At 67.7% G+C, this 25,499-nt stretch carries 27 protein-coding genes and 2 rRNA genes; 13 read left to right on the top strand and 16 right to left on the bottom strand.

Annotated features, from left to right (window positions below; translation table 11 throughout):
* Positions 1-332: ribosomal RNA gene (locus ACT54R_RS20205) — 23S ribosomal RNA — on the top strand; the annotation flags it as partial.
* Between the two features lie 107 nt (positions 333-439).
* Positions 440-554 (top strand): 5S ribosomal RNA (gene rrf, locus ACT54R_RS20200).
* A 121-nt stretch (positions 555-675) separates the two neighbouring features.
* On the opposite strand, the gene ACT54R_RS20195 is transcribed toward rrf, so the two are convergent.
* On the bottom strand, positions 676-1,533 hold the full coding sequence (locus ACT54R_RS20195) for a LysR substrate-binding domain-containing protein (RefSeq protein ID WP_476329157.1): 858 nt from the start codon (positions 1,531-1,533) through the stop codon (positions 676-678).
* Between the two features lie 96 nt (positions 1,534-1,629).
* Here ACT54R_RS20195 and ACT54R_RS20190 point away from each other — a divergent pair, with 96 nt between their 5' ends.
* Together ACT54R_RS20190 and ACT54R_RS20185 are read left to right on the top strand one after the other, a co-directional pair.
* Complete coding sequence (locus ACT54R_RS20190) at positions 1,630-2,010, top strand: tautomerase family protein (protein ID WP_476329155.1); 381 nt, start codon at positions 1,630-1,632, stop codon at positions 2,008-2,010.
* A 132-nt stretch (positions 2,011-2,142) separates the two neighbouring features.
* Positions 2,143-2,478: a GIY-YIG nuclease family protein gene (locus tag ACT54R_RS20185; protein ID WP_476329153.1), complete on the top strand. Its 336-nt coding sequence runs from the start codon at positions 2,143-2,145 to the stop codon at positions 2,476-2,478.
* Positions 2,479-2,490: 12 nt separating this feature from the next.
* Here ACT54R_RS20185 and ACT54R_RS20180 read toward each other — a convergent pair whose 3' ends face one another.
* On the bottom strand, positions 2,491-2,865 hold the full coding sequence (locus ACT54R_RS20180) for a winged helix-turn-helix transcriptional regulator (protein WP_476329151.1): 375 nt from the start codon (positions 2,863-2,865) through the stop codon (positions 2,491-2,493).
* Between the two features lie 128 nt (positions 2,866-2,993).
* Here ACT54R_RS20180 and ACT54R_RS20175 point away from each other — a divergent pair, with 128 nt between their 5' ends.
* Positions 2,994-3,983 (top strand): quinone oxidoreductase family protein, encoded by a 990-nt coding sequence (locus tag ACT54R_RS20175; RefSeq protein WP_476329149.1) that lies wholly within the window; start codon positions 2,994-2,996, stop codon positions 3,981-3,983.
* A gap of 12 nt (positions 3,984-3,995) precedes the next feature.
* A complete protein-coding gene (locus ACT54R_RS20170) occupies positions 3,996-4,520 on the top strand; it encodes a GNAT family N-acetyltransferase (RefSeq protein ID WP_476329147.1) in 525 nt (174 codons plus the stop codon).
* 13 nt (positions 4,521-4,533) lie between these two features.
* Here ACT54R_RS20170 and atzD read toward each other — a convergent pair whose 3' ends face one another.
* The 7 genes from atzD to ACT54R_RS20135 all read right to left on the bottom strand — a co-directional run bounded on the left by atzD (position 4,534) and on the right by ACT54R_RS20135 (position 11,352).
* The gene (atzD, locus tag ACT54R_RS20165) at positions 4,534-5,613 is read right to left on the bottom strand and encodes a cyanuric acid amidohydrolase (protein WP_476329145.1); all 1,080 of its coding nucleotides are present in this window, start codon (positions 5,611-5,613) and stop codon (positions 4,534-4,536) included.
* 8 nt (positions 5,614-5,621) lie between these two features.
* On the bottom strand, positions 5,622-6,395 hold the full coding sequence (locus ACT54R_RS20160; protein WP_476329143.1) for an ABC transporter permease: 774 nt from the start codon (positions 6,393-6,395) through the stop codon (positions 5,622-5,624).
* Positions 6,392-7,231, bottom strand: coding sequence for an ABC transporter ATP-binding protein (locus tag ACT54R_RS20155; protein WP_168462404.1), 840 nt, complete (start codon positions 7,229-7,231; stop codon positions 6,392-6,394). The genes ACT54R_RS20160 and ACT54R_RS20155 overlap by 4 nt, the downstream gene beginning before the upstream one ends.
* Positions 7,228-8,664, bottom strand: a complete 1,437-nt coding sequence (allB, locus tag ACT54R_RS20150) for an allantoinase AllB (protein WP_476329140.1) — start codon at positions 8,662-8,664, stop codon at positions 7,228-7,230. Before allB ends, ACT54R_RS20155 begins: the two co-directional genes overlap by 4 nt.
* 10 nt (positions 8,665-8,674) lie before the next feature.
* Positions 8,675-9,466: an SDR family NAD(P)-dependent oxidoreductase gene (locus tag ACT54R_RS20145; RefSeq protein ID WP_476329138.1), complete on the bottom strand. Its 792-nt coding sequence runs from the start codon at positions 9,464-9,466 to the stop codon at positions 8,675-8,677.
* Positions 9,467-9,543: 77 nt separating this feature from the next.
* On the bottom strand, positions 9,544-10,584 hold the full coding sequence (locus ACT54R_RS20140) for an ABC transporter substrate-binding protein (RefSeq protein WP_476329136.1): 1,041 nt from the start codon (positions 10,582-10,584) through the stop codon (positions 9,544-9,546).
* 24 nt (positions 10,585-10,608) lie between these two features.
* Positions 10,609-11,352 carry a cysteine hydrolase family protein gene (locus tag ACT54R_RS20135; RefSeq protein WP_476329134.1) on the bottom strand — a complete coding sequence of 248 codons (744 nt, stop codon included), beginning with the start codon at positions 11,350-11,352 and terminating at the stop codon, positions 10,609-10,611.
* A gap of 126 nt (positions 11,353-11,478) precedes the next feature.
* Here ACT54R_RS20135 and ACT54R_RS20130 point away from each other — a divergent pair, with 126 nt between their 5' ends.
* Positions 11,479-12,393, top strand: coding sequence for a LysR family transcriptional regulator (locus ACT54R_RS20130; RefSeq protein WP_476329132.1), 915 nt, complete (start codon positions 11,479-11,481; stop codon positions 12,391-12,393).
* 204 nt (positions 12,394-12,597) lie between these two features.
* Here ACT54R_RS20130 and guaA read toward each other — a convergent pair whose 3' ends face one another.
* From guaA to ACT54R_RS20105, 5 genes are all read right to left on the bottom strand, one after another.
* Positions 12,598-14,166, bottom strand: coding sequence for a glutamine-hydrolyzing GMP synthase (gene guaA, locus ACT54R_RS20125; RefSeq protein WP_476329130.1), 1,569 nt, complete (start codon positions 14,164-14,166; stop codon positions 12,598-12,600).
* Between the two features lie 106 nt (positions 14,167-14,272).
* Positions 14,273-14,494 carry a hypothetical protein gene (locus ACT54R_RS20120; protein WP_476329128.1) on the bottom strand — a complete coding sequence of 74 codons (222 nt, stop codon included), beginning with the start codon at positions 14,492-14,494 and terminating at the stop codon, positions 14,273-14,275.
* 597 nt (positions 14,495-15,091) lie between these two features.
* Positions 15,092-16,393, bottom strand: coding sequence for an RsmB/NOP family class I SAM-dependent RNA methyltransferase (locus ACT54R_RS20115; protein WP_476329126.1), 1,302 nt, complete (start codon positions 16,391-16,393; stop codon positions 15,092-15,094).
* Positions 16,394-16,415: 22 nt separating this feature from the next.
* A complete protein-coding gene (locus ACT54R_RS20110; protein WP_476329124.1) occupies positions 16,416-17,078 on the bottom strand; it encodes a 5'-methylthioadenosine/S-adenosylhomocysteine nucleosidase in 663 nt (220 codons plus the stop codon).
* A gap of 92 nt (positions 17,079-17,170) precedes the next feature.
* Entirely contained in the window at positions 17,171-17,524 is a 354-nt protein-coding gene (locus tag ACT54R_RS20105) for a hypothetical protein (protein WP_168462414.1), read from the bottom strand.
* 160 nt (positions 17,525-17,684) lie between these two features.
* On the opposite strand from ACT54R_RS20105, the gene ACT54R_RS20100 reads away from it, so the two are divergent.
* Positions 17,685-18,194 carry a low affinity iron permease family protein gene (locus ACT54R_RS20100; protein ID WP_476329122.1) on the top strand — a complete coding sequence of 170 codons (510 nt, stop codon included), beginning with the start codon at positions 17,685-17,687 and terminating at the stop codon, positions 18,192-18,194.
* A gap of 8 nt (positions 18,195-18,202) precedes the next feature.
* Here the strand turns inward: ACT54R_RS20100 and ACT54R_RS20095 are convergent, their stop codons facing one another.
* On the bottom strand, positions 18,203-19,900 hold the full coding sequence (locus tag ACT54R_RS20095) for an O-linked N-acetylglucosamine transferase, SPINDLY family protein (protein WP_476329120.1): 1,698 nt from the start codon (positions 19,898-19,900) through the stop codon (positions 18,203-18,205).
* Between the two features lie 156 nt (positions 19,901-20,056).
* Here ACT54R_RS20095 and ACT54R_RS20090 point away from each other — a divergent pair, with 156 nt between their 5' ends.
* Positions 20,057-20,587, top strand: a complete 531-nt coding sequence (locus ACT54R_RS20090) for a gamma carbonic anhydrase family protein (protein WP_476329118.1) — start codon at positions 20,057-20,059, stop codon at positions 20,585-20,587.
* Between the two features lie 108 nt (positions 20,588-20,695).
* On the opposite strand, the gene ACT54R_RS20085 is transcribed toward ACT54R_RS20090, so the two are convergent.
* A complete protein-coding gene (locus tag ACT54R_RS20085; RefSeq protein WP_168462418.1) occupies positions 20,696-21,364 on the bottom strand; it encodes a transglutaminase-like cysteine peptidase in 669 nt (222 codons plus the stop codon).
* Between the two features lie 234 nt (positions 21,365-21,598).
* On the opposite strand from ACT54R_RS20085, the gene ACT54R_RS20080 reads away from it, so the two are divergent.
* The 4 genes from ACT54R_RS20080 to ACT54R_RS20065 are packed head-to-tail and all read left to right on the top strand — an operon-like array spanning position 21,599 to position 25,357.
* Positions 21,599-22,276 carry a TetR/AcrR family transcriptional regulator gene (locus ACT54R_RS20080; protein WP_476329116.1) on the top strand — a complete coding sequence of 226 codons (678 nt, stop codon included), beginning with the start codon at positions 21,599-21,601 and terminating at the stop codon, positions 22,274-22,276.
* Complete coding sequence (locus ACT54R_RS20075) at positions 22,273-23,250, top strand: HlyD family secretion protein (RefSeq protein WP_476329114.1); 978 nt, start codon at positions 22,273-22,275, stop codon at positions 23,248-23,250. Before ACT54R_RS20080 ends, ACT54R_RS20075 begins: the two co-directional genes overlap by 4 nt.
* A gap of 2 nt (positions 23,251-23,252) precedes the next feature.
* Positions 23,253-24,224, top strand: a complete 972-nt coding sequence (locus tag ACT54R_RS20070; protein WP_476329246.1) for an ABC transporter ATP-binding protein — start codon at positions 23,253-23,255, stop codon at positions 24,222-24,224.
* A complete protein-coding gene (locus tag ACT54R_RS20065) occupies positions 24,221-25,357 on the top strand; it encodes an ABC transporter permease (protein ID WP_476329112.1) in 1,137 nt (378 codons plus the stop codon). The genes ACT54R_RS20070 and ACT54R_RS20065 overlap by 4 nt, the downstream gene beginning before the upstream one ends.
* Positions 25,358-25,499 lie beyond the last annotated feature (142 nt).

The following is a 25,499-nucleotide window of genomic DNA, read 5'->3' as shown; positions in this document are numbered from 1 at the left end:
CGCCGATTAAAGTGGTACGTGAGCTGGGTTCAGAACGTCGTGAGACAGTTCGGTCCCTATCTGCCGTGGGTGTAGGACTATTGAGAGGATCTGTCCCTAGTACGAGAGGACCGGGATGGACGTACCTCTGGTGGAGCTGTTGTGGCGCCAGCCGCAGTGCAGCGTAGCTATGTACGGTCGGGATAACCGCTGAAAGCATCTAAGCGGGAAACCCACCTCAAAACGAGTAGTCCCTTGAGAGGCGTGGAAGACCACCACGTTGATAGGCCGGGTGTGTAAGCGTGGCGACACGTTCAGCTTACCGGTACTAATCCCTCGATTGGCTTGATCGTTCTCATCCTCAATGCTCATCCGCTCACAAAGAGCCAGATGACGCCTTCTTCTTCAAAATCCAGCTTCGCCCGTCTTCCCAAAGACGGTTGCCCATGTGCTTCGCCGGCCTGGTGGCTATGGCGAGGAGCCTGAACCCGATCCCATCCCGAACTCGGCCGTTAAACTCCTCAGCGCCAATGGTACTTCGTCTCAAGACGCGGGAGAGTAGGTCGCTGCCAGGCCTGCAAAGCACATGCGCATAATGCCCTATCCACATCCCAAAAGCCCCCGACCCTAAACAGGCGGGGGCTTTTGTGTGTCAAAACAACCCCATCACCGCCCGCTCCGCACAGCAGAACTGACCTAAACGCCGCACGCCCGTCGGAAGGCCGCGGAAAGCCCCGCCAGCGCATCCCGCGCGGGGCCCTCCTTGGCCCGGCTATGCAGCATGATCGGCTGGCGGGGAAGAGCAGGCAGGCCGAGCCGTGGGCCGACATCGGCGGCGCCGAACGGCACCATGCGCGGCGAGAGCGCGGCCACGCCGAGCCCGGCCATCACGGCGGCCGAGACCGCCATCACACCTCCGCCGACGAAAATCTCCGTCCACGGCACGCCCGCGCGATCGAGCAGTTGAGACGCAAGCGCGCGGACACCGCATGGCTCGGCCATGGTTGCGATCGGCAGGGGCTCATCCGGGCGGTGTTGCCAGCCTGGCGCCGCGAACCAGCCGAACTGCTCCTCGGCGATCAGCCTGCCGTCCTCTCGGTCGGACCTCAGGCGCACCAGGACGCTGTCGAGTTCCCGGCGATCAAATCGCTGCAGAAGATCTGCGGAGGAGCCGATCCGGACTTCGATCACGAGCTGAGGATCCTGGCCGTTCATGCGGGCGATCAGGGCCGGAAGCTCGGGGCCAGCTACATGATCGCTGATGCCGATGGTCAGGCGTTGGCGCTGACTGGACAAGGAGGCCAGCGCCCGGTCGTGGACTTCCAGCAGGGCGCGTGCCTGATCGAGAAAGGCGGCGCCCCGGGCGGACAATTGAACGAAGCGGGGTGTGCGTTCGAACAGGCGGCAATCCAGCCTTCCCTCAAGCCGTTTCAGCTTGAGGCTTACCGCCGCCTGCGTCGTCCCCATGGCCTCCGCCGCGCGTGTGAAGCTTTCCAATTCCGCGATGCGGACGAAGGTGCGCACGGCGTCGAGGTCGAGGGGTGGTTCAGTCATTGCATCATGATATTACAGTAAGAATGCATGATAGCATATCGAAATGATGCCTCAGGTCGTATGGTTCCTCCATCTGCAATCGGGACGGAGCTGACCATGCCCCTCACGCACATTTCTCTCAGGGCCGGCAAGACAGAGGCGTATCGCCAGGCGATTTTCGACAGCCTCGCGCGCGCCATGCACGAGACGTTCAACGTGCCCAGAGACAACCAGTTCATGATCATGACCGAGCATTCGGCAGAAAACTTCAGGTTCGACCCCTCCTACATGGGCATCTCGCGCACGCAGGATCTGGTGTTCATCCAGATCACCGCCAACGACACGCGAACGATCGAGCAGAAGAAGGACATGTTTCGGCGTATCGCCCTCAATCTCGGCGAAAGCCCCGGGCTTCGCCGGGAGGACGTCTTCATCAACCTGATTGAAGTGAAGAAGGAGAACTGGTCTCTCGGCAACGGTCTCGCGCAATACGCCTGACCGTCCGCGCCAGCCGGACACGCTTCCGGCATAGGGCAATGCCCCGATGGTCCGGGCCCCGAGCGCTAACCTAGGGGGCTTATTTACCCGGATGAAAAATCAATATATCATCCGGGTAAAATGGGAGACTTTATGGATCGTCAGGAGCGAAAGGCTGCAGTCGCGGCCTACAGGCAACGCAAGCCCGCGTTCGGAACCTATGCGGTCATCTGCACCGCCACAGGGGAGGTGTGGGTGGGCACCAGCCGCGCCGTCGACACTCACAAGAACAGGATCTGGTTTGAGCTCGGCGTCGGCACCCACGCCAATGGCGCGCTGCAATCCGCCTGGACGGCGCAGGGCGCCGCGGGGTTCCGGTACGAGGAGTTGGATCGGCTGCAGGAGGATTTTCCCGATTTCGAGCGCGACGACGAGTTGAAGAAACGTCGGGCCTTATGGCAGGCAAGATTGGGCGCCGCGCCGCTCTAGCTCAGGCAGCCTTCAATCCGGCAACGAGACGCGCGCGCAATCACCGAGGCTGGCGAGATCATCCAGCTCGGCGGCGTGCCTGCGCCCCCACTCGCACAGAGCGAGGAGCACCGGCCGCAGGCTTTGGCCGAGCGCCGTCGCCTCATAGTCCACGCGCGGCGGAACCTCGGCATGGATTGTCCGGCTGACGATGCCGTGCGCTTCCATCTCGCGCAATTGCTGGATCAGCACTTTCTGGCTGATGTCCGGCATGAGCCGGTTCAGTTCCGACAGCCGTCGGGAGCCGGTCATGAGATGATAGAGGATCACCGGCTTCCAGCGGCCCGAAATGATCCGCAGGGTTCGCTCCGCCGGCAGCGGCGGGAGGTTCTTCAGGACCGCAGCCATACTTACCTCGAGGTCTGTATGGGAGAAGTTTGTCTGTAGTTCATCGCGCCATCCATATGTCACCAAAGCGCTCCGAGGGGCAATCGCGCGCCGGCCCCCCGCGGTCCGGCGATGGAGCGGAGACAGATATGAAAGCGGTGCTGCTTGCCGCCTTTGGTGGCCCGGAGACACTCAAGCTGGCCGATGTTCCCATGCCGTCCGCCGGTCCCGGGGAGGTGCTGGTCCGGGTCAAGGCATCGGGGGTGAACTTCGCCGAGACGGCCATGCGCCAGGACCGCTATGCCGTTACACCACCGCTCCCCAGCATCCTGGGCGGCGAGGTGGCTGGCATCGTCGAAGCGGTCGGCGCCGGTGTCGAGGGGCCCGGACCCGGCGACCGGGTGGCCGCATCGGGCTTTGCCGCCGGACGTTTCTTCGGTGGCTATGCCGAATACTATAGCTGTCCGGCTGAATGCGTGACTCCGCTGCCGCACGATCTTTCCTTCGAGCAGGCCGTGGCGCTGATGGTTCAGGGCCTGACCGCGCTGCTGCTGCTGGAACGGACGTCGCCTGCCGGCAAGTGCGTTCTGGTGAGCGCCGCGGCCGGAGGCGTCGGCAGCCTCATTGTCCAGCTTGCGCGGCGCGCCGGCGCGAAGCGCGTGATCGCGGCGGCGAGTTCGCGGGAGAAGCGCGAATTTGCCTGTTCCCTCGGCGCAGATGCAGCAGTCGACTATACCGTCGCGGGCTGGTCGCAGGCCGTCAGAGACCTGACAGACGGGCAGGGGGCGGATGTCATCTACGAATCCGTGGGCGGTGCTGTCATGCAGGAAAGTCTCAAGGCGCTCGCGCACATGGGGCAGATCTTCATCTACGGATCGCTCAATATTCTCGACTTCCATCTCGGCGTCCCGGACCTGCTTCAGCTGATCTTTCAGAACCAGAGTGTCACCGGCTTCGCCACCGTGCCGCTGCTCACGCCCGCGCGCCTGCACCAGGGGCTCTCCAGCCTGTTTGCTCTGGCGACCTCAGGCGGTATCGAGGCGGTCATCGGCGGCGTCTATCCGCTCTCCGCGGCCGGGGAGGCACACCGGGCGCTTGAAGCGCGACAGACGCGCGGAAAGCTGGTGCTTGTTCCATGATCGGCGCGCGCGATGGAGAGGCGTTCCATCTGCGGCCTGAGCGGGCGAGCGAGTTTGAACGCATCCACGAACTGGTCCGATTGGCTTTTCAGTTGGCCCATCACGCCGAGGGGGACGAGCACGATTTCGTCGACCGCCAGCGGAGAGGCAGCGCCTACTTGCCGGAGCTGGCGCTGGTCCTCCTCAGGGGGGGATCGCCTGATCGGGCACCTCATGCTCACGCAGACAGCCATATCGACGGCAGGTGGCGGCATGCCCATCCTGCTTCTTGCCTGCGTGGCGGTCGCGGCGGAGCATCGCAATCGCGGCCTCGGAAGCGCCTTCATCGAAGCCGCGCTGCGCAAGGCGCAGGCCGTCGGCCACACCGCCGTGATCCTGCTTGGCGATCCAGCCTACTATCGGCGGCTGCAGTTCGTGCCGTCGGAGAGGTTCGGCATCGCCAATGGCAATGGGATCGAGCCCGCATATGTGCAGGTTCGTGAACTGGTGCCGAGGGCGCTCGCCCGGGCCGCGGGAACCATCATGTTGCCGAGTTGAACGAGCGCGCGAGCTAGCCGCCCGGGGGCGGCCTTCGCGCTGTGATGATGGCGACCGGGCCGCCGCCGTCCGGTCCCTGATGTTCGGCGCCGCCGGACACATAGATCTCCGTGTGGCCGACCACGCCAGCCAAAGCGCCGGCGACGAAGGCGCGGGCGTGGCGGGTGGAGGAGATGTCGCTGTCATCCAGCATGATGTGGCGCTTGCCGCGGATGAGGCCGCTGCGGCTCGCCTCGGCTTTCGCGAGCACGATGGTCTCTTCCCCCGGCGCGCCGCCCAGCCTAGCGATGGCCTCGCGCACCGGCGCGACATCGATGGCGTCCGCCATCACGGCATGGTCGATGCCGAGCGGGCCGCTCCAACTGTTCGACATGCCGAGCACGACGATCTCGTGGCCCAGAAGCTCGATGCCGCTGGAACAGCTCGCGCTTGCAGACCACAGGCCGTAGTCCGCGCAGATGGCGGCATCGGCAAGCTCGTCCTCCGCAATCTCCCCCAGCGCCAGCGCGATGCCGAGCGCGCTGGCACCGCGCGAGAGGCCCATGGATTTCAGCGTGTCGGACGTGACCGTGCGTGCGCCCCGTGCCTCGGCTTCGCGCACCCGGGCGGCGGTGAGCAGCGGGCACTTCACCTGCACGAAATGCACGTCGCCGGCGTCGCTGATGCCGGCTGCTTCCATGGCCCGTCGCACGCCTTCTGCCACCGAATGAACCTGTCCCATCCGGCCGAGATGCTCGGAGGGGAGGTTGCTCGTGTGCGCGCGGCCGACCGCGAGCGCGGGGGATGCCCCGCCCGGCGGGGCTTCGGCCACCTCGAAAACCAGAAGATGCGGCGACATCCCGCCCTCGGTGCCGCCCGACATGACGAGACACACCTCATCCGCCGCATCGCCGAGATGCGCGCGCAGCAGCGTCTGCAAGGCGGTGACCGCGAAGCCGCGGGAGAAGTCGTTCACGCAGCCGTTGCCCTCGGTCTTTCCAAAGATGGCAAGGATGCCCTGGGGCAGGATGGCGCCGGAGGCGATGGCGGCGGCGAGGCCCGACACGTCGTCGGGGCTCGCCGTGGGGATGCGATGGACCTTGGCAGTGGGCATGGCGTGTCTCAGGCGAATTCCGCCCCGTCCTTGCGCCGCGCCCAGCCGATCACCCGCCCCTCGATGAGGGAGAAGATGGCGTAGAGGCCGACGCCCAGCAGCGCCAGCACGAGCAGCCCGGCGAAGACGAGGGGCACGTCGAAGGAGGAGGAGGCGATCATCATGAGGTTGCCGATGCCCTGGTTCGAGGCCACCGTCTCGGCGATCACCGTGCCGACGAAGGCGAGCGTCACGGACACCTTCAGCGAGGCGAAGAAATAGGGCATGGCGCGGGGCAGGCCGACATTGAAGAGGATGTCGAGCTTGGTGGCGCGGAGCGCCTTCATCACGTCCTCCAGTTCCGGCTCCGTGGTGGCAAGGCCGGTGGCGACATTCACCACGATGGGGAAGAGGCTCATGATCATAGCGGTGAGCACCGCCGGGACCGTGCCTGCGCCGAACCAGAGGACGAAGATGGGCACCACGGCCACCTTGGGGATGGAGGAGAAGCCGATCAGCAGCGGATAGCCCGTGTCATAGGCGAGGCGCGAGGAGCCGATGAGCACCCCGAGCAGCACGCCGGAGACGATGCCGAGGGCGAAGCCCACCAGTGTCGTGTAGAGCGTCTGCACCGTATGCGGCCAGATGGCGGGAGCCTGCAGCCACAGGGTGGCGAATACCTGGCTGGGGCGCGGCAGCACGATCTCCTTGATGTGGAAGACCACGCAGGCGAGTTCCCAGACGACGAAGAAGCCGATGATGACGGCAGCGGAATTCAGGCGGCGGCGCACGGCGTAGGTCATGCGGCGCTCTCCACTGCGGCATCGGGTGTGGCGTCGGGCGCGCGGGCCGAGACGATGAGTTCGCGCAGGCGCTGGGTGAGGGAGACGAAGCCCGGCTCGTAGGTCATCTCGATGGTGCGGGGGCGGGCGAAGTCCACCGCGCAATCTTCGACGATGCGACCCGGCCGGGCGCGCATCACGCACACACGGTTGGCGAGGTAGCCGGCTTCCTTCAGATCATGGGTGACGAGCAGCACGGTCGGCCGCCGCGTCAGCCAGAGATCCTGGAGGATGGCCCACAATTCCTCGCGCGTGAACTGGTCGAGCGCGCCGAAGGGCTCGTCGAGCATCAAAAGCTGCGGATCGTGAATGAGCGCGCGGCACAAAGAGGCGCGCTGGAGCATGCCGCCCGAGAGCTGCCAGGGAAACTTGTCGCCGAAGCCGGAAAGGCCGACCTGCGCGAGCAAAGCGTCTGCGCGGTCGCGGAACTCGGTCTTCTTCTTCGCGCGATACTGTTGGCGGAAGGGCGGCACGATCTTCAAGGGCAGCATCACGTTCTGCCGGATGGTGAGCCACGGCAGCAGCGTCGGGTTCTGGAAGGCCATGCCCACCCGCACCGGCTCGGCGCCGACCTCGCGCTGCGCCACGAACACCCAGCCGGCCGAGGCGGGGATGAGTCCCGTCACCAGCTTCAGAATGGTGGACTTGCCGCAGCCGGAGGGGCCCACGAGGGCGACGAAATCGCCCTTGCCGACCTTGAGGTTGGTCGTGCCGAGCGCCTCCACGGTACGCTCGCCATGGCCGTAGGTCAGGCGAACGTCCTGGAGATGGACGAAGGGCGGGGCGTCCTCGTTCATGCCGCCGCCTCCGGCCGGTGGGCGACGACCGCCGCCATGGTCTCGTCCGCGTGCAGCGGCTTCGCCTCCGGCATCTGCTGGATGGCATGGACGGAACGGCCATGGCCCTTCGTGTCCGCCACCAGCGCGCGATCCTTCATCACGAAGCGGCCACGCACCATGGTGTGGCGCGGCAAGCCCACCACCTTCCGACCGTCCCACGGGGAAATCTTGGAGCGGGACTGGAGGTCCGCATCGCGCAGGGTCCAGGCGTGGTCGAGGTCCACGAACGCGAAATCCGCGTCCGCGCCGGGCAGGATGGCGCCCTTCTTCGGGTAGAGGCCCCACACCTTGGCTGGGTTCACCGCGCTCCAGCGCACATAATCGCGGATGTCGTAGCGGCCGGACGCGACCTCGGTGAGCATCAGTGGCATCTGCGTCTCTACGCCGGGGAAGCCGCAATCCACGCTCCAGATATCGGCTCGGGTCTTTTCCTCGGGCGTGTGCGGGGCATGGTCGGTGGCGATCATGTCGATGGTGCCGTCGATGAGACCGGCCCAGAGCGGTTCGTTGTTCACGCTCTCCCGCACCGGCGGGTTGACGCGGATGATGCCGCGGCAGCGGGCATAGTCGTCCTCGCCCAGCATGAGGTAATGCGGGCAGGTCTCGCCGGTGATGTCCACGCCGCGCGCCTTGGCGTCGCGCAGCGGGCCGAGTTCGGCGGCGGAGGAGATGTGCAGGATGTGGATGCGCGCCCCAGTCCATTCAGCGAGGATGGCGGCGCGGGCCACCGCCTCCACCGCCACCACGGCGGGGCGGGAGGCGAGATGGGCGAGGGGATCGCTACGCCCGCTCTCGGTAAGCCGCTTCTGGCGCCGCTCCATCACGGAATTGGTCTCGGCATGCAGCGAGATGCGCTTGCCGGTGGGGGCCACCACCTCGAACGCCTCCAGCATCGCCCCCGTGGAGGGCGTAGGGATGCGGCCGAAGGTGTTGCCCATGTAGCACTTGAAGCCGATGATTCCGGCCTCGACCAGCTCCGGCACCTTGTCGATGGTGTCTTCGCCCAGCACCGCATAGAGGCCGTAGTCCACATGCGCCTTGGAGGAGGCGATGGCGTGCTTGGCCTTCAGCGTCTCGCCGTCCGCGACGGTGGGGATGGTGTTGGGCATGTCGAACACGGTGGTCACGCCGCCGAAGGCCGCGGCGGCAGTGCCGCTCTCGAAGTCTTCCTTGTGGGTGTAGCCGGGATCGCGGAAGTGCACATGCACGTCGATGGCGCCGGGCAGGATGTGGAGGCCCGTCGCGTCGAAGGTCTCCTTCGCCTCCGGCATGGCATCGGGCGCGCCAACGGCGACGATGGTCTCGCCGCGGATGGCGATGGAGGCTGCGATGACCGTCTCAGGAGAGACGATGCGCCCGCCATGGATGACGAGATCGACCGGTTCGTTCATGTCATCCTCCTCAGAGCATTGCCCAGCCGCCGTCGACCGGCATGTCGATGCCGGTGAGCTGGCGGGATACGTCGCTGGCGAGGAACAGGCAGGCGTTGGCCACGTCCTCGTCGGTGGTTACGCGGCGCAAGGCATAGTCCGCCGCGTGGCGGGCCATGGCTTCCTCCAGCGTGATGGAAAGCTTCTTCGCCATGTCGGCGCAGACCTTCTCGCGGAAGCGCGGCCCGTCGACCATGCCCGGCTCCACGCAGTTCACGTTGATGTTGTGCGGCCCCACCTCCAGCGCGAAGCTCTTGGTGATGCCGCGCAGGCCCCATTTGGAGGCCGAATAGGCCATGCGGCCGGCCCGTCCGCGCATGCCGAAGGTGCCGCCCACATTGACGATCTTGCCATAGCGGCGCGCGATCATGGTGGGCAGCACGGCGCGCATGGTGTGGAAGCAGCCGTTCATGTTGAGGGTGACGATCTCGTCGAACTCTTCAGGCGTCGTCTCCACCCCGGTCTTGCCGATGGGGCCGGAGCCGCCGGCCACATTGACGAGGATGTCCACCGTCCCGAAGGCCTCGACCGTGCGCGCGGCGGCGGCGTCGCAGGCGTCGGCCTTGGTGAGGTCGCAGGCAATCACGATGGCCTCCGCGCCGGCGGCGCGCACCTCGTCGGCGACCGGCGCGATGGCCGCCGTGTCCCGGCCGATGAGGGCGAGGCGGCAGCCTTCGGCTGCAAACGCGCGGGTGATGGCGGCGCCCATGCCCTTGGCGGGGCCGGTGATGAGCGCGACGCGATCCTTGAGCTTGAGATCCATGGGAAGTCCGTTGGGTGCGGGGCGGGCGCCGCTCCGTTCGGGGAGCGGCGCCGGATCGGGACGCCGAAGCGTCCAGTTCAGAACAGTTTCTTGGGCAGGTCCGCGACCGGGGGCAGGAAGGCGGGATCGAAGATCTGCGACGCCTTCGGCGTGGTGGGCAGCTTGTTGGCCTCCACCAGGATGTCGATGGAGTCCTGCAGGCGCTTCATGTCCACGTTGCCGAGGCCGATCTTGGCGATCTCGGGGTGGTTCATCTCCGCCTTCAGGGTGGCGTCGAGGCGCTCCTTCTCGAGCGGAACCTTGATGAGCGGCTCGCGCTTCGCCACGGCCGCCACCGCAGCGTCCGGATCCTTCAGCGTGTCGATGACGCCCTTGTTGAGGGCGCGCAGGAAGCCCTTGATGGCCTCGGGGTTGTTCTTGATGAGATCGGCCGAGACGATGATGCCGTTGGAATAAAGATCCATCCCGTAATCACCGAAATTGATGTAGCGCAGCTTGTCGTCGTCGGCACCGATCAGCTTGGCGGAGAAACGGATGGTGTTCACATAGCCGAACACGCCGTCCACCTGGCCCTGCATCAGCATCTGCTCGCGCAGGTTTGGCTGCATGTTGGTGATCTTGATGCCGGAACAGTCGATCTTCGCCACCTTGCAGAAGGCGGGGAAGAGCTTCAGCGCGCCATCATTGGCGGCGCCGCCCAGCGTCTTGCCTTCCAGATCCTTGGGCGTCTTGATCGGGCTGTCCGCCTTCACGGCGATGGTGAAGGGCGGCTGGTTGAACATGATGTAGACGGCGACCGGGGCGCCTTCCGGCTTCTTGGCGGCGAGCTCGATGAGCGCGTTCACGTCGCCGAAGCCCATGTCATAGGTGCCGTTCGCCACCAGCGGCACGGCGGCGCCGGAGCCGTTGCCCTGGTCGAAGGTGACGTCAAGGCCTTCCGCCTTAAAGTATCCGCGGTCCTGCGCCAGGAAGAACATGCCCTGCGGGCCCTGATACTTCCAGTTCAGCACCATCTTCAGCTTGGTGTCCGCCAGCGCCGGAAGGCCGGCGGCAGCGGTGGAGGCGATGCCGAGGGCGAGGGCAAGCGCAAATCGTCGGGAGAGTGTCCGGAGTGTCATTCTGAAGGTCCCGTCTGGCTCTGGTTATTGTTGAGGCTGGTCGGCGAGGGCGGACATGAGGTCGCCGCTCGAAAGCGTGACGCCGTAGAGCTGGCGCACGAGGAAGAGGATGGCGTCCGACACATAGGCCGGGGAGACGGTGGCGCAGGCGTCTTCCACCAGCAGGCAGCCGTAGCCGCGGAAGCTCGCATCGCAGAGGGTGGAGAACACGCAGCGGTCGATGTTCACGCCCGAGAACACGAGCGTGTCGATGCCCCGGTTGCGCAGGATGGAGTCCAGCTCGTTGTCGTGAAAGCCGGACAGTCGATGCTTGTGGACTACGAGGTCGCCCGGCTCCGGCGCCAGCGCGTCGATGGTCGCGGCGCCCCAATCGCCCTCCACGAGAATGCGTCCGCGCCCCTCCACCGAGGGATCGGCATAGACCGGCCGCGTGCCCGCGCCAGACGCCTTGGCGAGCAGCGGGGCCGAAAGCTCCGCGCGGTCCGCCCGCACCCCCCAGTTCACGAAGATCACCGGCAGGCCCGCCGCCCGCGCGGCCGTCATCAGCGCCTGAAGGCGCGGCACGATGGCGAGGAGCGGCGAGGGGTCGACGCCGAGGCGGGGAAACCAGCCGTCGGGTTCGAGAAAGTCGTTCTGCATGTCCACGATGACCAGCGCCGTGCGGGCGAGATCGATCTCGGCGGGCTGTGGTGCCCCGGGGATCGTCACCGTCCGGGGCGCCGGCACGGGACGGGCGAAGCGCAGCGGAGGAGGGCTGGACACGGACATGGGGCGCTCGCGGCAGGCTGGAGAGGGCTCTCCAAACGAATGGAGACTGGCATGGGCCACTGGTGCGATCCATTGCCGATTGTTCCACATGCTGTAGCCTAAAAAGCTACAAGCGGTGGAGACGTCATGCGGCACCTCAGATTCCTGCGCTACATGGACGAGGTGGCCCGCACCGGCTCCATTCGCGGCGCCGCCGACCGGCTCAACGTGACCCCCTCCGCCCTCAATCGCCGGATCATGGATCTTGAGGAGGAACTGGGGCTGAAGCTGCTGGAGCGTCGCGCCCGGGGCGTGCGGCTCACCTCGGCCGGCGAAGTCTTCCTTACCTATGTGCGCGAGCAGCTGAACGATGCCGACCGGATGCGTTCGCAGCTGGAGGATCTGCGCGGGCTGCGGCGGGGCACCGTGCGCATCGCCTGCAGCCAGGCGCTGGCCCACGATTTCTTGCCCCGGCAGATGGGCGCCTTTCGCCAGCGCTATCCGCTGATGACGTTCGAGGTGATGGTGGTGGATCACGAGCGGGCCATGGGCCTGCTGGTGGACTATGTGGTGGACCTGATCCTCGTCTTCCGGCCGCCCTTCCTCGGGCGCCTCAGGCCGATCATGACCCTCCCGCAGCGGCTCGTGGCGCTGATGAACGCGGACCACCCGCTCGCCCGCAAGGCGAAGCTGCGCCTCGCCGATTGCACCGGCCATCCCATCGCCTTGCCGGAACTCTCCACCGGCGGGCGGCAGATGATCGAGGAACGGCTCTCCCGCGCGGGACTCAAGCTGTCGGTGGCGGCGGAGACCAATTCCTTCGAGCTGCTGCGGGGGCTCGTCGCCCACACCGGCATGATCTCCTTCCAGATCGAGATCGGCGCCGAGCCGGACGCCATGCCGCCCGGCATCATCGTGCGCCCGGTGGACGAGCGCGACCTGCCGAGCGCCGACCTCGTGCTCGGCCAGCTCCGCGACCGCAACCTGCCCCTTCCCAGCGCACAGTTCGCCGAACATCTGGCGGGCGTTCTGCGGGCAAGAGTGGAGACGGCGACGGGGTAGGACATCGCGGTCCGCGGTAGGTTCCTCGCCGCGGCTTCTCAAGCCACCCCATGGCCGATCCGCGAGGCGGCTGTACGCCACCCGCGCAATCTCGCCGCCGGTGGCGAAATCGAGCGTCTTTAAATACACCTCACCGCAACCAGCGCCGGCCGACGACTGGGTGTCCTGGTATTCTCAGCTACCGGTGCGCCGGACGAGGGAAAATCATTCCCACTCGATGGTGCCCGGCGGCTTCGACGTCACGTCGTAGACCACGCGGTTGACGCCCTTTACCTCGTTGATGATGCGGGTGGCGGTGCGGCCGAGGAAGGTCATGTCGAACGGGTAGAAATCGGCGGTCATGCCGTCGACGGAGGTGACGGCGCGCAGGGCCAGAACGTGGTCGTAGGTGCGGCCGTCGCCCATCACGCCCACGGTGCGCACGGGCAGCAGCACGGCGAAGGCCTGCCAGATCACGTCATAGAGGCCGGCGTAGCGGATTTCTTCCAGATAGATGGCGTCGGCCTTGCGCAGGATGTCGAGCTTCTCCTGCGTCACCGCGCCGGGGCAGCGGATGGCGAGGCCGGGGCCGGGGAAGGGATGGCGGCCGACGAAGCTTTCCGGGAGGCCCAGCTCGCGGCCAAGCGCGCGCACCTCGTCCTTGAACAGGTCGCGCAGGGGCTCCACCAGCTTCATGTTCATGCGGTCGGGCAGGCCGCCCACATTGTGGTGGCTCTTGATGGTCACGGACGGGCCGCCAGCGAAGGAGACGCTCTCGATCACGTCCGGATAGAGCGTGCCCTGGGCGAGGAAATCGGCACCGCCGACCTTTTTGGCCTCGGCCTCGAACACGTCGATGAAGAGCCGGCCGATGGTCTTGCGCTTCACCTCCGGGTCCTCGACGCCCTCCAGCTCCTTCAGGAACAGGTCGGCAGCATCCACATGGACGAGCGGGATGTTGTAGTGGCCGCGGAAGAGGGAGACCACCTCGTCGGCCTCGGCCTGGCGCATCAGGCCATGGTCCACGAACACGCAGGTCAGCTGGTCGCCGATGGCCTCGTGGATGAGCACCGCCGCGACGGAGGAGTCCACTCCACCGGAGAGGCCGCAGATGACCCGGCCGGTGCCCACCTGCTCGCGGATGCGGGCGATGGCGCGCTCGCGGAAGGCGCCCATGGTCCAGGTGCCTTCGAGGCCCGCCACCTTGCGCACGAAATTGGAAAGCAGGCGCGCGCCATCGGGCGTATGCACCACCTCGGGATGGAACTGCACGCCGTAATAATTGCGCGAGACGTCGGCGATGGCCGCGAAGGGCGCATTCTCGGAGGTCGCCACCACCTCGAAGCCCTCGGGCAGGCGCGTCACGCGATCGCCGTGGCTCATCCACACGGTGTGGCGCTCGCCGGGGCGCCACACGCCGTCGAACAGGGGCACGGACTTCTGGACCGTCACCTCGGCGCGGCCGAACTCGCGATGATGGCCCGCCTCCACCGCCCCGCCCAGCTGCGCCGCCATGCACTGCTCGCCATAGCAGATGCCCAGCACCGGCACGCCCGCCCCGAACGCCGCGTCCGGCGCCTTGGGGCTCTGCCCCTCGATCACCGAGGCCGGGCCGCCGGAGAGGATGATGGCCTTGGGCTTGAGGCGGGCGACGGCCTCCTCCGCCTTCTGAAACGGCACCACCTCGGAATAGACCCCATCCTCGCGCACCCGGCGGGCGATGAGTTGCGTCACCTGGCTGCCGAAATCGATGATGAGGACGGTGTCCTGGGAGGCGGCGGGCGCGGCGGTCATGGTGAAGCCTTGGGCGAGAGGGCGAATTTCGCCCCTCCTTTAACCGCAAAGCGCCGATTCCAAAAGTCAAGCGCCGCGCGGGGCTCGTATGAGCGCGCGGCGCGGGTCAAATGCGCGTCCAGAACGGCTCGCAGCCGGCGGGCGCGTTCACGGCGCCGGAATGCCGGCGCTTCAGCTCGGCGCAGCCGAATTCACGGGCTTTCTCCGGGAGGCGGGAATTGATGGCGGTGCCGATCTCGTCATAGGGCTCGCCGGAGGCATAGACATAATAGGCCCAGTAGCCGCCGACGAGGACGACCACGAGGAGCAGCAGGCGGATGAGACCCATGGCGAGACGCCTTCTCCTTCACCCGTGCGCGTCACGGGCAAGGCGGGAACGCCGGAGCTGCGGTGAAGGTTCACGCCGGGCCGCTGGGCAGGGGTGGCGCGCCAGAGGGGGGCGAGAGGGGAGCACAGGGCGAGCATGAAGAAGAGGGGAATGGTACAGACCAAGGTCGAGGCTATCGCGCCCACGCAGATGGCTTGATCAAACGCCAAGGTCCGGAACTCCTCCGGTGTCGTTAGAACGATATCCTCCCCCATGGGATAGGGCGGCCCCTTTTGGTATTTGGCCTTCACTTCCTTCAGGATTTTCCACTCGGTCATGACTGCGGCGCGCCAGCACCAGTAGACCGTGGGAGCGAGGCCGAAGCAAAACACCACCATCCAGATGGTGTTGTCTGTGTCGATTTCCCACCCGGGGCAGTAGGTCCGGCTGGAATCGACCGATGTCAGAATGCCGATCTCGGTGCCGAGGACCAGGAGGCAGCCCAGAGCCGCCAGCCGCGTGACCTTCAGCTGGAATTTCGGCGTCAGCTTGGGAAACGGGTTCCAGTCTTCGCTGTAGCTCGGCATGGCATGCCTCCGCGGGGCTCAGACGCTCGCCTCACCCCGCCCGCTTCATCACGCTCACGAAGAAGCCGTCCGTGCCGGTGCGGCGCGGGGTCATCAAGAGGCCCTCGCGGCTGGTCAGTGCCGCTTCCGCCAGCGCGGAGCCGGAGCCGCCGAGCGCGAGGACGGCCTCGGTGGGCGAGACGGGGGAGAAATCCTCGCGCTTGTTGAGGAGGGCGCGCACCTGGGCACCGTTCTCCTCGTCCAAGAGCGAGCAGGTGACATAGGCGAGCCGGCCGCCGGGGCGGACATAGTGGGCGGCCTGTTCCAGGATCTTCGCCTGCTCGGCAGTGCGCTGGGCCAGCGCACCGGGGCGCACGCGCCATTTGGCGTCGGGGTTGCGCCGCCAGGTGCCCGTGCCGGTGCAGGGGGCGTCCACGAGGACGAGATCCATCCTGCCTTCGAGGTCGTTCAGCACATCCTCGGCGCCGCGCGGGCTGCGCACCTGCACGTTGCGCACGCCGGCGCGGGCGAGGCGCTCGTGCATGGGCTTCAGGCGGCGGATGTCGCTGTCGTGGGCATAGATCTGGCCCTTGTTGTCCATCAGCGCGGCGAATTCCAGCGTCTTGCCGCCGGCACCGGCGCACAAATCCAGCACCTGCCCGCCGGGTACGGGGCGGGCGAGGATGGCGGCGAGCTGGGAGCCTTCGTCCTGCACCTCCACCTCGCCGCGCAGGAAGGCGGGCTCGGCGGACACCGGCGGCGCCTTGCCCTCGGAATCGAGCTTGATGCGCAGGGCGAGCGGCGAGAAGCGGCAGGGCTCGGGGTGAAGGTGGGAGAGTTCCGCCTTCACCGCCTCGGGCTCGCCCTTGAGTGTGTTGATGCGCAGGTCCAGCGGCGCGCGGGCGGCCAGCGCCGCGCCTTCCTCGACCACGCTGTCGCCGAACACGTGCCGCAGCGAGGCATGCAGCCATTGGGGATAGTCGCCGCGCACGAAGGGCGGTGCGCCCTCCAGGCTGGGCTCGGCGAGGCGGGTGCGCTCGGCTTCGGAGAGGGGTGCCGGGGCGAAGCGCGCTCCATCGGCGAGCGCGGCGATGGCGTCCACCGAAAGGCCGCGCATGAGCGCCAGCATCCCCAGCACCAGGGCGCGCGGCTCCTCCGATCCCATCACATGGGCGGCGGAGGCGCGCCGGCGCAGGGTGTCGTAGAGGATGCCGGCGATGGCCGCGCGGTCGCCCGATCCGGCGAAGCGGTGGGAGAGGCCCCAGTCCTTCAGCGCGTCGGCGGCGGGGCGGCGGCGCGCGGCGAGGTCGGCGAGGATCTCGATGGCGGCGGAAAGGCGGGCGGCAGGGGTCACGGCGGCTCTTCTGGTTGTCGGATCAGGCCTGCGGCGCGGCGGGGGCAAGCCCTTCCGTGCTCAACTGGCGGGCGAACTGGTCCAGCGCGCGGGCCAGCTTCTCGTCGATGATGTGGAGATATTCGGTCCAGTCGGCATAGCCGGTCAGCTCGGCCTTGCCGTCGCTGATGCCGCGCAGGCCAAGGAGCGGCACGCCGTGGCGGCGGGCGGCGCGCAGCACGGCGAAGGTCTCCATGTCCACCATGTCTTCGGCAATCGCGTCATAGGCCGCGCCGGAGATGATTGCGCCGCCCGTCGAGAGGGAAGCCTCGGGCACCCCTGCGATGCGGTGGGGCAGCTCCACCACCACCGGCTCGTCGAGGAAGGGCGTCTTGCCGCGCTCGAAGCCCAGCGCCGAGGCATCCATGTCGCGATAGGCGACGCGGGCGACCTGATAGACTTCCGCGTGGTCGAGCCGCCGCGAGCCGGCCGACCCCAGCGTCACCACCAGATCCGGGTGGCGGCCCTGATGGTGCAGGATGGCGAGGGCGCGGGCCGTCTCCACCGCCGCCTCCACCGGCCCGACGCCGGTGATGAGCGGGTCGATGCGGGCCTTCAGGTGCTCTCCGTACTCCTGGCTGGTCGCCATGACGAACAGGACGTCATGGCCTCCGAAGGCGAGGACGTGGCGGGCGGGATCGGTCATCGCAAGTTCCACTGAGGCGCCCGGCCGGGCGCCCGGTCTGCAAAGACCTCAACTCCTCTTCTGCCACGGCCCGCCTGTCAACCGCCCCGCTTTCAGATGTTGAGGAGGATCGCGACGGCGAACAGAACCCACATCAAGGTCAGCACGGCAAGGCTCGCCAGATCGAGGCTGACCCCGCCGATGCCGCCGCGCGCCCGCGTCGAGAGCAATTGGGGGAAGCCGGCGGCGATGCGAAGCAGCACGAAGATCCAGGCCAGAACCACAAAGGCGACGTCCGCCTTGCGGGTGAACAGGGCGAGGCAGGTGAGCGTGTAGAAGAGCAGGGCGGCGAGGCCGGCGCGGAGCCCGTCGGCCGTGACCTCGGTGGAGCGCACGGCGCGCAGCAGCACGGCGAGCACCAGCGCCACGTGAACGAAAAGCGGCAGCAGGATCATCTGAACGGTCATGGAAGCCTCCGTGGCGGGCTGTGCCTGTGTCCATCAAGCGCCAGCGCGGCCACGAGCGGAACCGCCGGCGCGGCCGTTCGTTCCCTCGCTGCGGTCTTTCAATGACCAACGCATCTGTGCGCGGTGCCCGTCTTTGCGCGGCCCCGCGGAGGCATCATACATGAGCACTCAGCAGGACATCCGGGAGCTGCGGCGCCAGGTCGAAGCCGGACGCGCGCGCCGCCCCTTCTTCACCCGCGTGTCGCAGGCCGTTTCGCGGTGGGCGGGCAAGCCCGTCACCTTCATCATCGCGGTGCTGGTTCTGGTAGTGTGGGGGCTCACCGGGCCGATCTTCGCCTTCAACGACACCTGGCAGCTGGTCATCAACACCTCCACCAGCATCGTCACCTTCCTCATGGTGTTCCTGATCCAGAACAGCCAGAACCGGGATACGGCCGCGCTCCAGATCAAGCTGGACGAGCTGATCGCCCGCCTCGAGGGCCCGCGCGAGAGCCTGCTCGACCTTGAGGATCTGGACGAGGAAGTTCTGGAACGCCTGAGGCTGGAATATGCCCTGCTCGCCGACAAGGCGCGCGAGAACGGCGACAGCCGGGGGCGGGTGCCGCTCTCCGAGGCTCCGGAGTGCAATCCGGGGCAGGGGAAACCGGAGGATGGCCCGGTCGCCGGCTGAGCGCCCTCTCAGGCGGGGACGGCAAACGCCTCGGGTGCTGCCCCTGCGCGCATCCGCGCCGCCATGGTCTCGTAGGCGCTTTCGATGTGACGCGCGTAGAGGTCCACGGCGAACAGCGGCGAGGCGGGCAGGGCCGCCTGAAGGCGGGAGCGCACCTCGGCAAGCGCCGCGGGATCATTGGCAAGGCCGATGGCGCGGGCCTCGAATGCCTCGGGCGTCGTGGTCGCAAGATCGCCGAGGCCCACCTGCCGCATGAGGCTGTCGGCCACCCGGGACGCGAAGGAGCGTCCGGTGCGGGTCACGATGGGCACCCCCCGCCGCAGGGCATCGCTGGCGGTGGTGTGGGCCGTGTAGGGGAAGGTGTCGAGGAAGAGGTCCGCATGACCGATGCGGGCGAGATGCTCCTTCAGCGGCACCCGCGGCGCGAACACGAGGCGGGCCGGATCGATGCCACGCCGCGCGGCCTCGCGGCGCAGATTGTCTGTGGTCCCGGGCCTGCCCTCCAGCAGCCAGAGGACCGAGCCGGGAACGGCGGCGAGGATGCGGGCGAAGCTGGAGAAGGTGTCCGGATCGAGCTTCCACGCGGCATTGAAGGAGACGAAGACGAAGGCGTCTTCCGGCAGCCCGCAGGCGGCGCGTCCGGGCGGCTCGGCGACGGGAAGGTCCGGATCGTTCGGCTGATAGCAATGCGGCAGCTGGACGATCTTTTCGCTGTAGAAGGGCGCATCGGTGAAGGGCAGAACCACCGGATCGCCGATCACGTAGTCGAAGAAGCCCGCTCCGCTGGTGCCGGGATAGCCGAGGAAGCCCACCTGCACCGGCGCCGGGCGATGGGCGAACAGGCTCATGCGCTCGCCTTCGGTATGGCCCATGAGGTCGACGGCGATGTCGATGCCGAGCCCAGCGATCTGCCGGGCGATGTCCTCCGGGCCCGCCTTCTCCACGTCGAGGAAACGGTCCACCGCGCCCTTCACCCGTGCCCGCTCCGGCGAGCCGTCGTCGGGGCCGATGGAGACGGCGGTGATCTCAAACCGGCTGCGATCGTGCCGTTCCAGCAGGCCGGCGATGAGATGCGTGGTGGGATGGATGCGGAAGTCGGCGGAGACGTAGGCGACGCGGATCGGCCCCGTGGCCGCGCGCCGGGCCGCATGATCGAACACGAGCGGCCGTGCCGGCAGCTTCTCCGCCTCCACCCAGCGCCGTGCCCCGGCGAGGTGCAGCGCGGGGTCGTCGATATAGAGGGTGAGGAAGGGGATGGAAGGCGCGCTCTGGCCGATGGCGCCCAGCCGCAGGTTCTCCAGAAGCCGGTCGTGGCCGCGCCAGTCGCAGGTGGCGCGGCGGGCGGGAAACAGCACGTTGGCCGCCAGCGGAAGGGCGGGGTCTCGCGCGAAGGCCTCGCCCATGGCGGCGATTTCCTCGGCCTTGCGCTTCAGCGCACCGTAGGCGAGGGCGAGGTTGTAGTGGCACTTGGCATCGTCCGGCCGGCGCGCCAGCGCCTTGCGGTAAAGCTCGATGGCCTCCAGCTCGCGGCCCTGCCGGGCGCGGCAGATGCCGAGCAGCTGGATCACGTCCGCATGGTCCGGCGCCGTCTTCAGGATCTTGCGATAGGCCCGCGCCGCATCCTCGTACTGCCCGCGCAGCTGGTGCTGGTAGCCGTCGTAGAGCAGCTTCGCGAGGGGCGGCGGGAGCGGAGGGGGCTGGGACATGGTCTCGACGGGCTGGTCTCTGCAGGGCGGCCGGGCGCAATCCACGTGAAGAGAAGGCGCCGCGCGCCTCTAGCATGCGGGCGCCGATGGCGATAGGCAGGGGCTGGCGCGCCCGGCCGCCACGCCGGCCAACGCCCGACCTTCTGGAGGAAACTCATGCCGCTTTACGCCCTCGACGGCATCGCCCCGGAGCTGCCCGCCTCCGGCAATTTCTGGATCGCTCCCACCGCCGTGCTCATCGGCCGGGTGATCGTGAAGGAGGGGGCCAGCATCTGGTTCGGCGCCGTGCTGCGCGGCGACAACGAGCCCATCGTGGTCGGCGAAGGCACCAACATTCAGGAGAACTGCGTTCTCCACACCGATCCCGGCTATCCCATGACGCTCGGCCCCAGGGCCACCATCGGCCACAGCGTGACGCTGCATGGCTGCACGGTGGGGGAGGGGGCGCTCGTGGGCATGGGCGCGACCGTGCTCAACGGCGCCGTCATCGGCGATCACTGTCTGGTCGGCTCCATGGCGCTCGTCACCGAGGGCAAGACCTTCGAGCCCTATTCGCTCATCGTCGGCGCCCCGGCCAAGGTCGCCCGCACCCTCGACGAGGCGGCCGCCGAGCGGCTGATCGCGACGGCGGCGGGCTATCAGCACCGCTGGCCCCAGTATGCCAAGGGCCTCAAGCGCATCGACTGAGCCGGCAGGAAGGGATACGGAACGCAAAACGGGCCGGAACCGCGGCGTCGGTTCCGGCCCGATTTCGTCTCGCTGAGGCTGAAGCCGGCGAGGCGACTGGAAACAAGGTCAGCGGCCGGTGCCCACCACCGGCGGCACCCGGGTTTCGCCGAGCGACACCCACTGGGAGGGGTCTTCCTTGGACTGGCGCTTGACGAAGCGATAGCCCGTGTCGGTCCAGGTGTGGATCTCGGCTTCCTGGTTGTCGAGGATGAGGTCGCCCTTGTCGGTCACCACCGTCAGCACGGCGTGGCCATCGCCCTCGTGGTCGCGCACCACCGTGATGAGCAGAACCGAAGTCGGCCAGCCGGCGTTGATGAGGCGGCGGCGCTTTTCGAGCACATAGTCCTCGCAATCGCCGCGGCCGTCGTCGGGATAGGCCCAGCGCTCGGTCTCGCCGTAATGGTCGAGATCGGTCTCGGGCTGCACGACCTCGTTGACGGTGCGATTGACGCGCTCGAGTTCGGCCTTGTGCTCGGCATCGAGCCGGATCGCGGGAATGATCGACCCCGCCGCGCGGCAGTCGGCGCCGTTCTCGGCGCAGAAGCGGACGTAGCCGGAGGGAGCGGACGTATAGCGTCCGTCGGCGAGATGGCGTGGCGCGAAAGCCGCGGCGAGGTTGGCGAGACGGATCTGCCCGCGGGCGTCCTGCGCGGTGGCGGGGACGCTTGCGCCCAGAAGCGCGACCCATGCGGCCAGCGCCAGAGGAAGGCTGAGGAGCGAAACGCGCTTCGACATTGCCGAGGGTCCGAGCGGAGTTAACAAAAAGATAATGCCTCAAGCCGCCGCGCTTGGCTCCGTCAACCTTCTGTTAACCTTAATTGCCCGGTTTTTAAATACCTCCCGTTTTGGCGATCTTTCGTCCCTGTTGCGCCGCCGCCACCCCGTGGCACGCCCTGCGACCGCACGGACCTTGGCGGTTCCGCATAGTGATGCTAATGACTGACGCGTCAGTCATAATCGGTCGCTGCCATGGCGCGAGGTCCTTCCGATGCCCGCGAAACGCCGCCGGAGCCCAAGGCCCCGGCGCGGCGGCGGCGTGCGCGGGCCATGGACAAGGGGGAGCGGCGGCGCTCCATCCTCGATGCGGCGCTGGCGGAGTTCTCGGCCCACGGCTTCGCCGGCGCGCGGCTGGACGACGTGGCGCGGCGGGCCGGCGTCGCCAAGGGCACGCTCTATCTCTACTTCTCCGACAAGGAGGCGCTGTTCCGGGGACTGGTGGAAGAGACCCTCTCTCCCGTCCTCGTCGACGCCGGCGGCATGGTGGCGCTGTTCCCCGGCGACACCCGCGACCTTCTGGACCTGCTCATCGAGCTTCTCGCCCAACGGGTGCTGGAAACACCGGCACAGGCGCTGGTGCGCCTGATGATCGCCGAAGGCCCTCACTTCCCGGAACTCGCCGCTTATTACCATCGGGAAGTGGTGGTGCGCGGCCTTGCCCTCATTCGTGCCATCGTCGCGCGCGGCATCGCCCGCGGCGAGATCGACAGCGATATTCCCGCCCGCTTCCCCCAGCTCGTCATCGCCCCGGCCATCGTCGCGGTGGTGTGGAACGGCATGTTCGGCGCCTTCGATCCCCTCGACGTGCGCCAGTTCCTCGCCGCCCATCGCGACATGATCCTGCGCGGCCTTGGATGGAGAGAGACGTGACACGCGCCCCAGCTTTGTGCGCCATGCTCGCCCGTGCCTTCGCCCTCGCCGCCGCGATCGGCCTCGCCGGCTGCAACGGCGACGGGACAGCTGGCTTCTCCGGCTATGTGGAGGGGGATCTGGTGTTCATCGGCCCCACCGAAGCTGGCCGCGTCACCGCGCTTCTGGTCGAGGAGGGGGCGCAGGTGAAGGCCGGGCAGGTGCTGGCAAAGGTGGAGGACGATCTCCAGACCGCCGACCGCAACGCCGCCGCCGCCCAGCTCAGGGAAGCCGAGGCGCGTCTCGCCAATGCCCGCTCGCCCCTCCAGCGGCCGGAGGAGGTCGCGGTGCTGGAAGCCTCCGAGCGCCGCGCCGCCGCCGCCCTCGACCTCTCCCGCATCGAGCTCGACCGCCAGAAGACGCTGGTGCCCAAGGGCGCGTCTTCCCAGGCCAATCTTGATTCCGCCCAGCACCAGTACGACCAGAATCAGGCCGCCTTGGACGAGGCCAAGCGCCGCATTGCCGCCGCTCGCATCGCCTCGCGCAACCAGGATATCGAAGCGGCCGAGCAGGCCGCCGAGGCGGCGAAGGCGAACCTTGCGGCCGCGCAGATCCGGCTCGACCGCCGCAGCGTGAAGGCCCCGGCCGACGGCCCGGTGCAGACCGTCTATTACCGGCCCGGCGAGATGGTGCCGGAAGGACGGCCCATCGTCTCCGTGCTGCCGCCGGGGCTGGTGAAGGTGCGCTTCTTCGTGCCGGAGGCCCAATTGCCGAAGGTCAAGGCCGGCGCCCCCGTCACCGTCACCTGCGACGGCTGCGCGCCGTTCACCGCGAAAGTGTCCTTCATCGCGGCGCAGGCGGAATACACCCCGCCGGTGATCTACAGCCGCGAGGAGCGCTCCAAGCTCGTCTATATGGTGGAGGCACGGCCCGACGATCCGGCCAGGGCGAAGCCGGGACAGCCGGTGAATGTGAGTCTCGGAGCCTCGCCGTGAGCATGGCGTCGGCACCGGCTGCCCCCGACCCGGATGTGGTGATCGAGGTGGAGGGGCTCTCCAAGAGCTTCGGCGGGCATCGCGTGGTGGACAATCTCACCATGCGGGTGCGGCGCGGGCAGATCTACGGCTTCCTCGGCCCCAACGGCTCCGGCAAGACCACCACCATCCGCATGCTGTGCGGGCTGCTGACCCCGGACGCGGGGCGGGGCACCTGCCTCGGCATGGACATCCTCACCGAGTCCCGCGCCATCCGCGAGCACGTGGGCTACATGACCCAGCGTTTCTCGCTCTATCAGGACCTCTCGGTGCGGGAGAATCTGGAGTTCGTCGCACGCCTCTATGGCGTGCCGCAGCCCGAGGCGGCGGCGGGCGCCGCGCTCCAGCGGCTGGGGCTGGAGGGGCGCGGCAAGCAATTGGCGGGCGCGCTCTCCGGCGGCTGGAAGCAGCGGCTGGCGCTGGGCGCCTGCATCCTGCCGGGTCCCGACCTTCTGCTGCTGGACGAGCCCACCGCCGGCGTCGACCCGCAGGCGCGGCGCGAGTTCTGGGAGCAGATCCACGACCTCGCCGCCGAGGGGCTGACCGTGCTCGTCTCCACCCATTACATGGACGAGGCGGAGCGCTGCCATGAGATCGCGTACATCGCCTATGGCAAGCTCCTCGCCCAGGGCACCGTGCAGAGCGTCATCGCCGCCGCCGGCCTCACCACCGTGACGGTGGAGGTGAAGGGGGAGGGGCAGGAGGCCGGGCGCATCGCCCGCGACCTCGCCCGCGACCTCTCCCAGCGCGCAGGCGTGGACATGGTGGCCCCCTTCGGCACCGCCCTTCACATCTCCGGCCGTGATGCCGCGGCGCTGGAGGCGGCGCTCGCGCCCTTCCGCGCGGACACGCGCCTCGCCTTCCGTGCCGACGCGCCGACGCTGGAGGACGTGTTCATCGACCTGATGCGCCGCTCCAAGGACGAACTGCGATGAGCGCCCGCGCCGCGCGGGGCGGCTTTTTCACGCGCGTCGGCGCCATGATCGTGAAGGAGTTCATCCAGCTCCGCCGCGACCGCGTGACGTTCGCGACCATGATCATGATCCCGCTGCTGCAGCTGATCCTGTTCGGATACGCCATCAACACCACGCCGCGGAATCTGCCCACGGCCGTCTTCACCCACGAGAACAACGAGGTCAGCCGGGCGATCCTCGCCGCGCTGCGCAACACCGCCTTCTTCGCCTTCGTGCGTGAGGTGAAGAGCGCGGAGGATGCCGAGCACATGATCCGCTCGGGCGAGGTGCTGTTCTTCGTGGAGATCCCGGCTGGCTTCGAGCGGTCGCTGCGGCGGGGGGAGACGCCCCAGCTGCTGGTCGCGGCGGACGCCACCGACCCGGTGGGCTCGGCCAATGCGCTCGCCGCGCTTGCCGGCGTGGTCAATTCGGCGCTTTCCCGGGAGCGCTTCGTGGACGCGCCGGGCAGCGCGGCCTTCGAGATCGTGCAGCACCGACGCTACAATCCGGCCGGCACCAGCCAGCTCAATATTGTGCCGGGCCTGCTCGGCACCATCCTCACCATGACGATGCTGATCTTCACCGCGTTGTCGGTGACGCGCGAGATCGAGCGCGGGACGATGGAGAGCCTTCTCTCCATGCCCATCCATCCGGTGGAGATCATGCTGGGCAAGATCACGCCCTACGTGCTGGTGGGCATCCTGCAGGCCCTCCTCATCATGGGCGCCGGGATGATTCTCTTCGGCGTCCCGCTTGAAGGGAGCGCGATTCTGCTGGCGGTGGCGACGCTGCTGTTCATCGTCGTCAACCTGTCCATCGGCTACACCTTCTCTACCCTGGCGCAGAACCAACTCCAGGCGGTGCAGATGTCGTTCATGTTCTTCCTGCCCTCCATCCTGCTGTCAGGCTTCATGTTTCCGTTCTCGGGCATGCCGCTGTGGGCGCAGTGGATTGGCGAGGGGCTGCCGCTCACCCACTATCTCAGGATGGTGCGCGGCATTCTCCTGAAGGGCTCGGGCATGTCCGACCTCACCACGGATGCGGGCGCGCTGGTGGTGCTGATGCTGGTGGCGATGGCCATCGCCGTGGCGAGATTCCGGCAAACTCTGGACTAAAAGCCGTGCGGCATGTGGCCGCGAAGCATTGTCGCTTGCCCGAATTCGTCCTGTGGAAAATAGTGGTCGATGTGGTGGAGCCTGGAGGCGTTCCAGGCTCGCGCGTCCAGCGTTTGCTTGAAGGCTATGCGACCTGATGTCC

It is taken from the genome of Xanthobacter sp. DMC47 (genome assembly GCF_056313845.1).
This window is presented reverse-complemented; position numbering and strand designations above follow the sequence as displayed.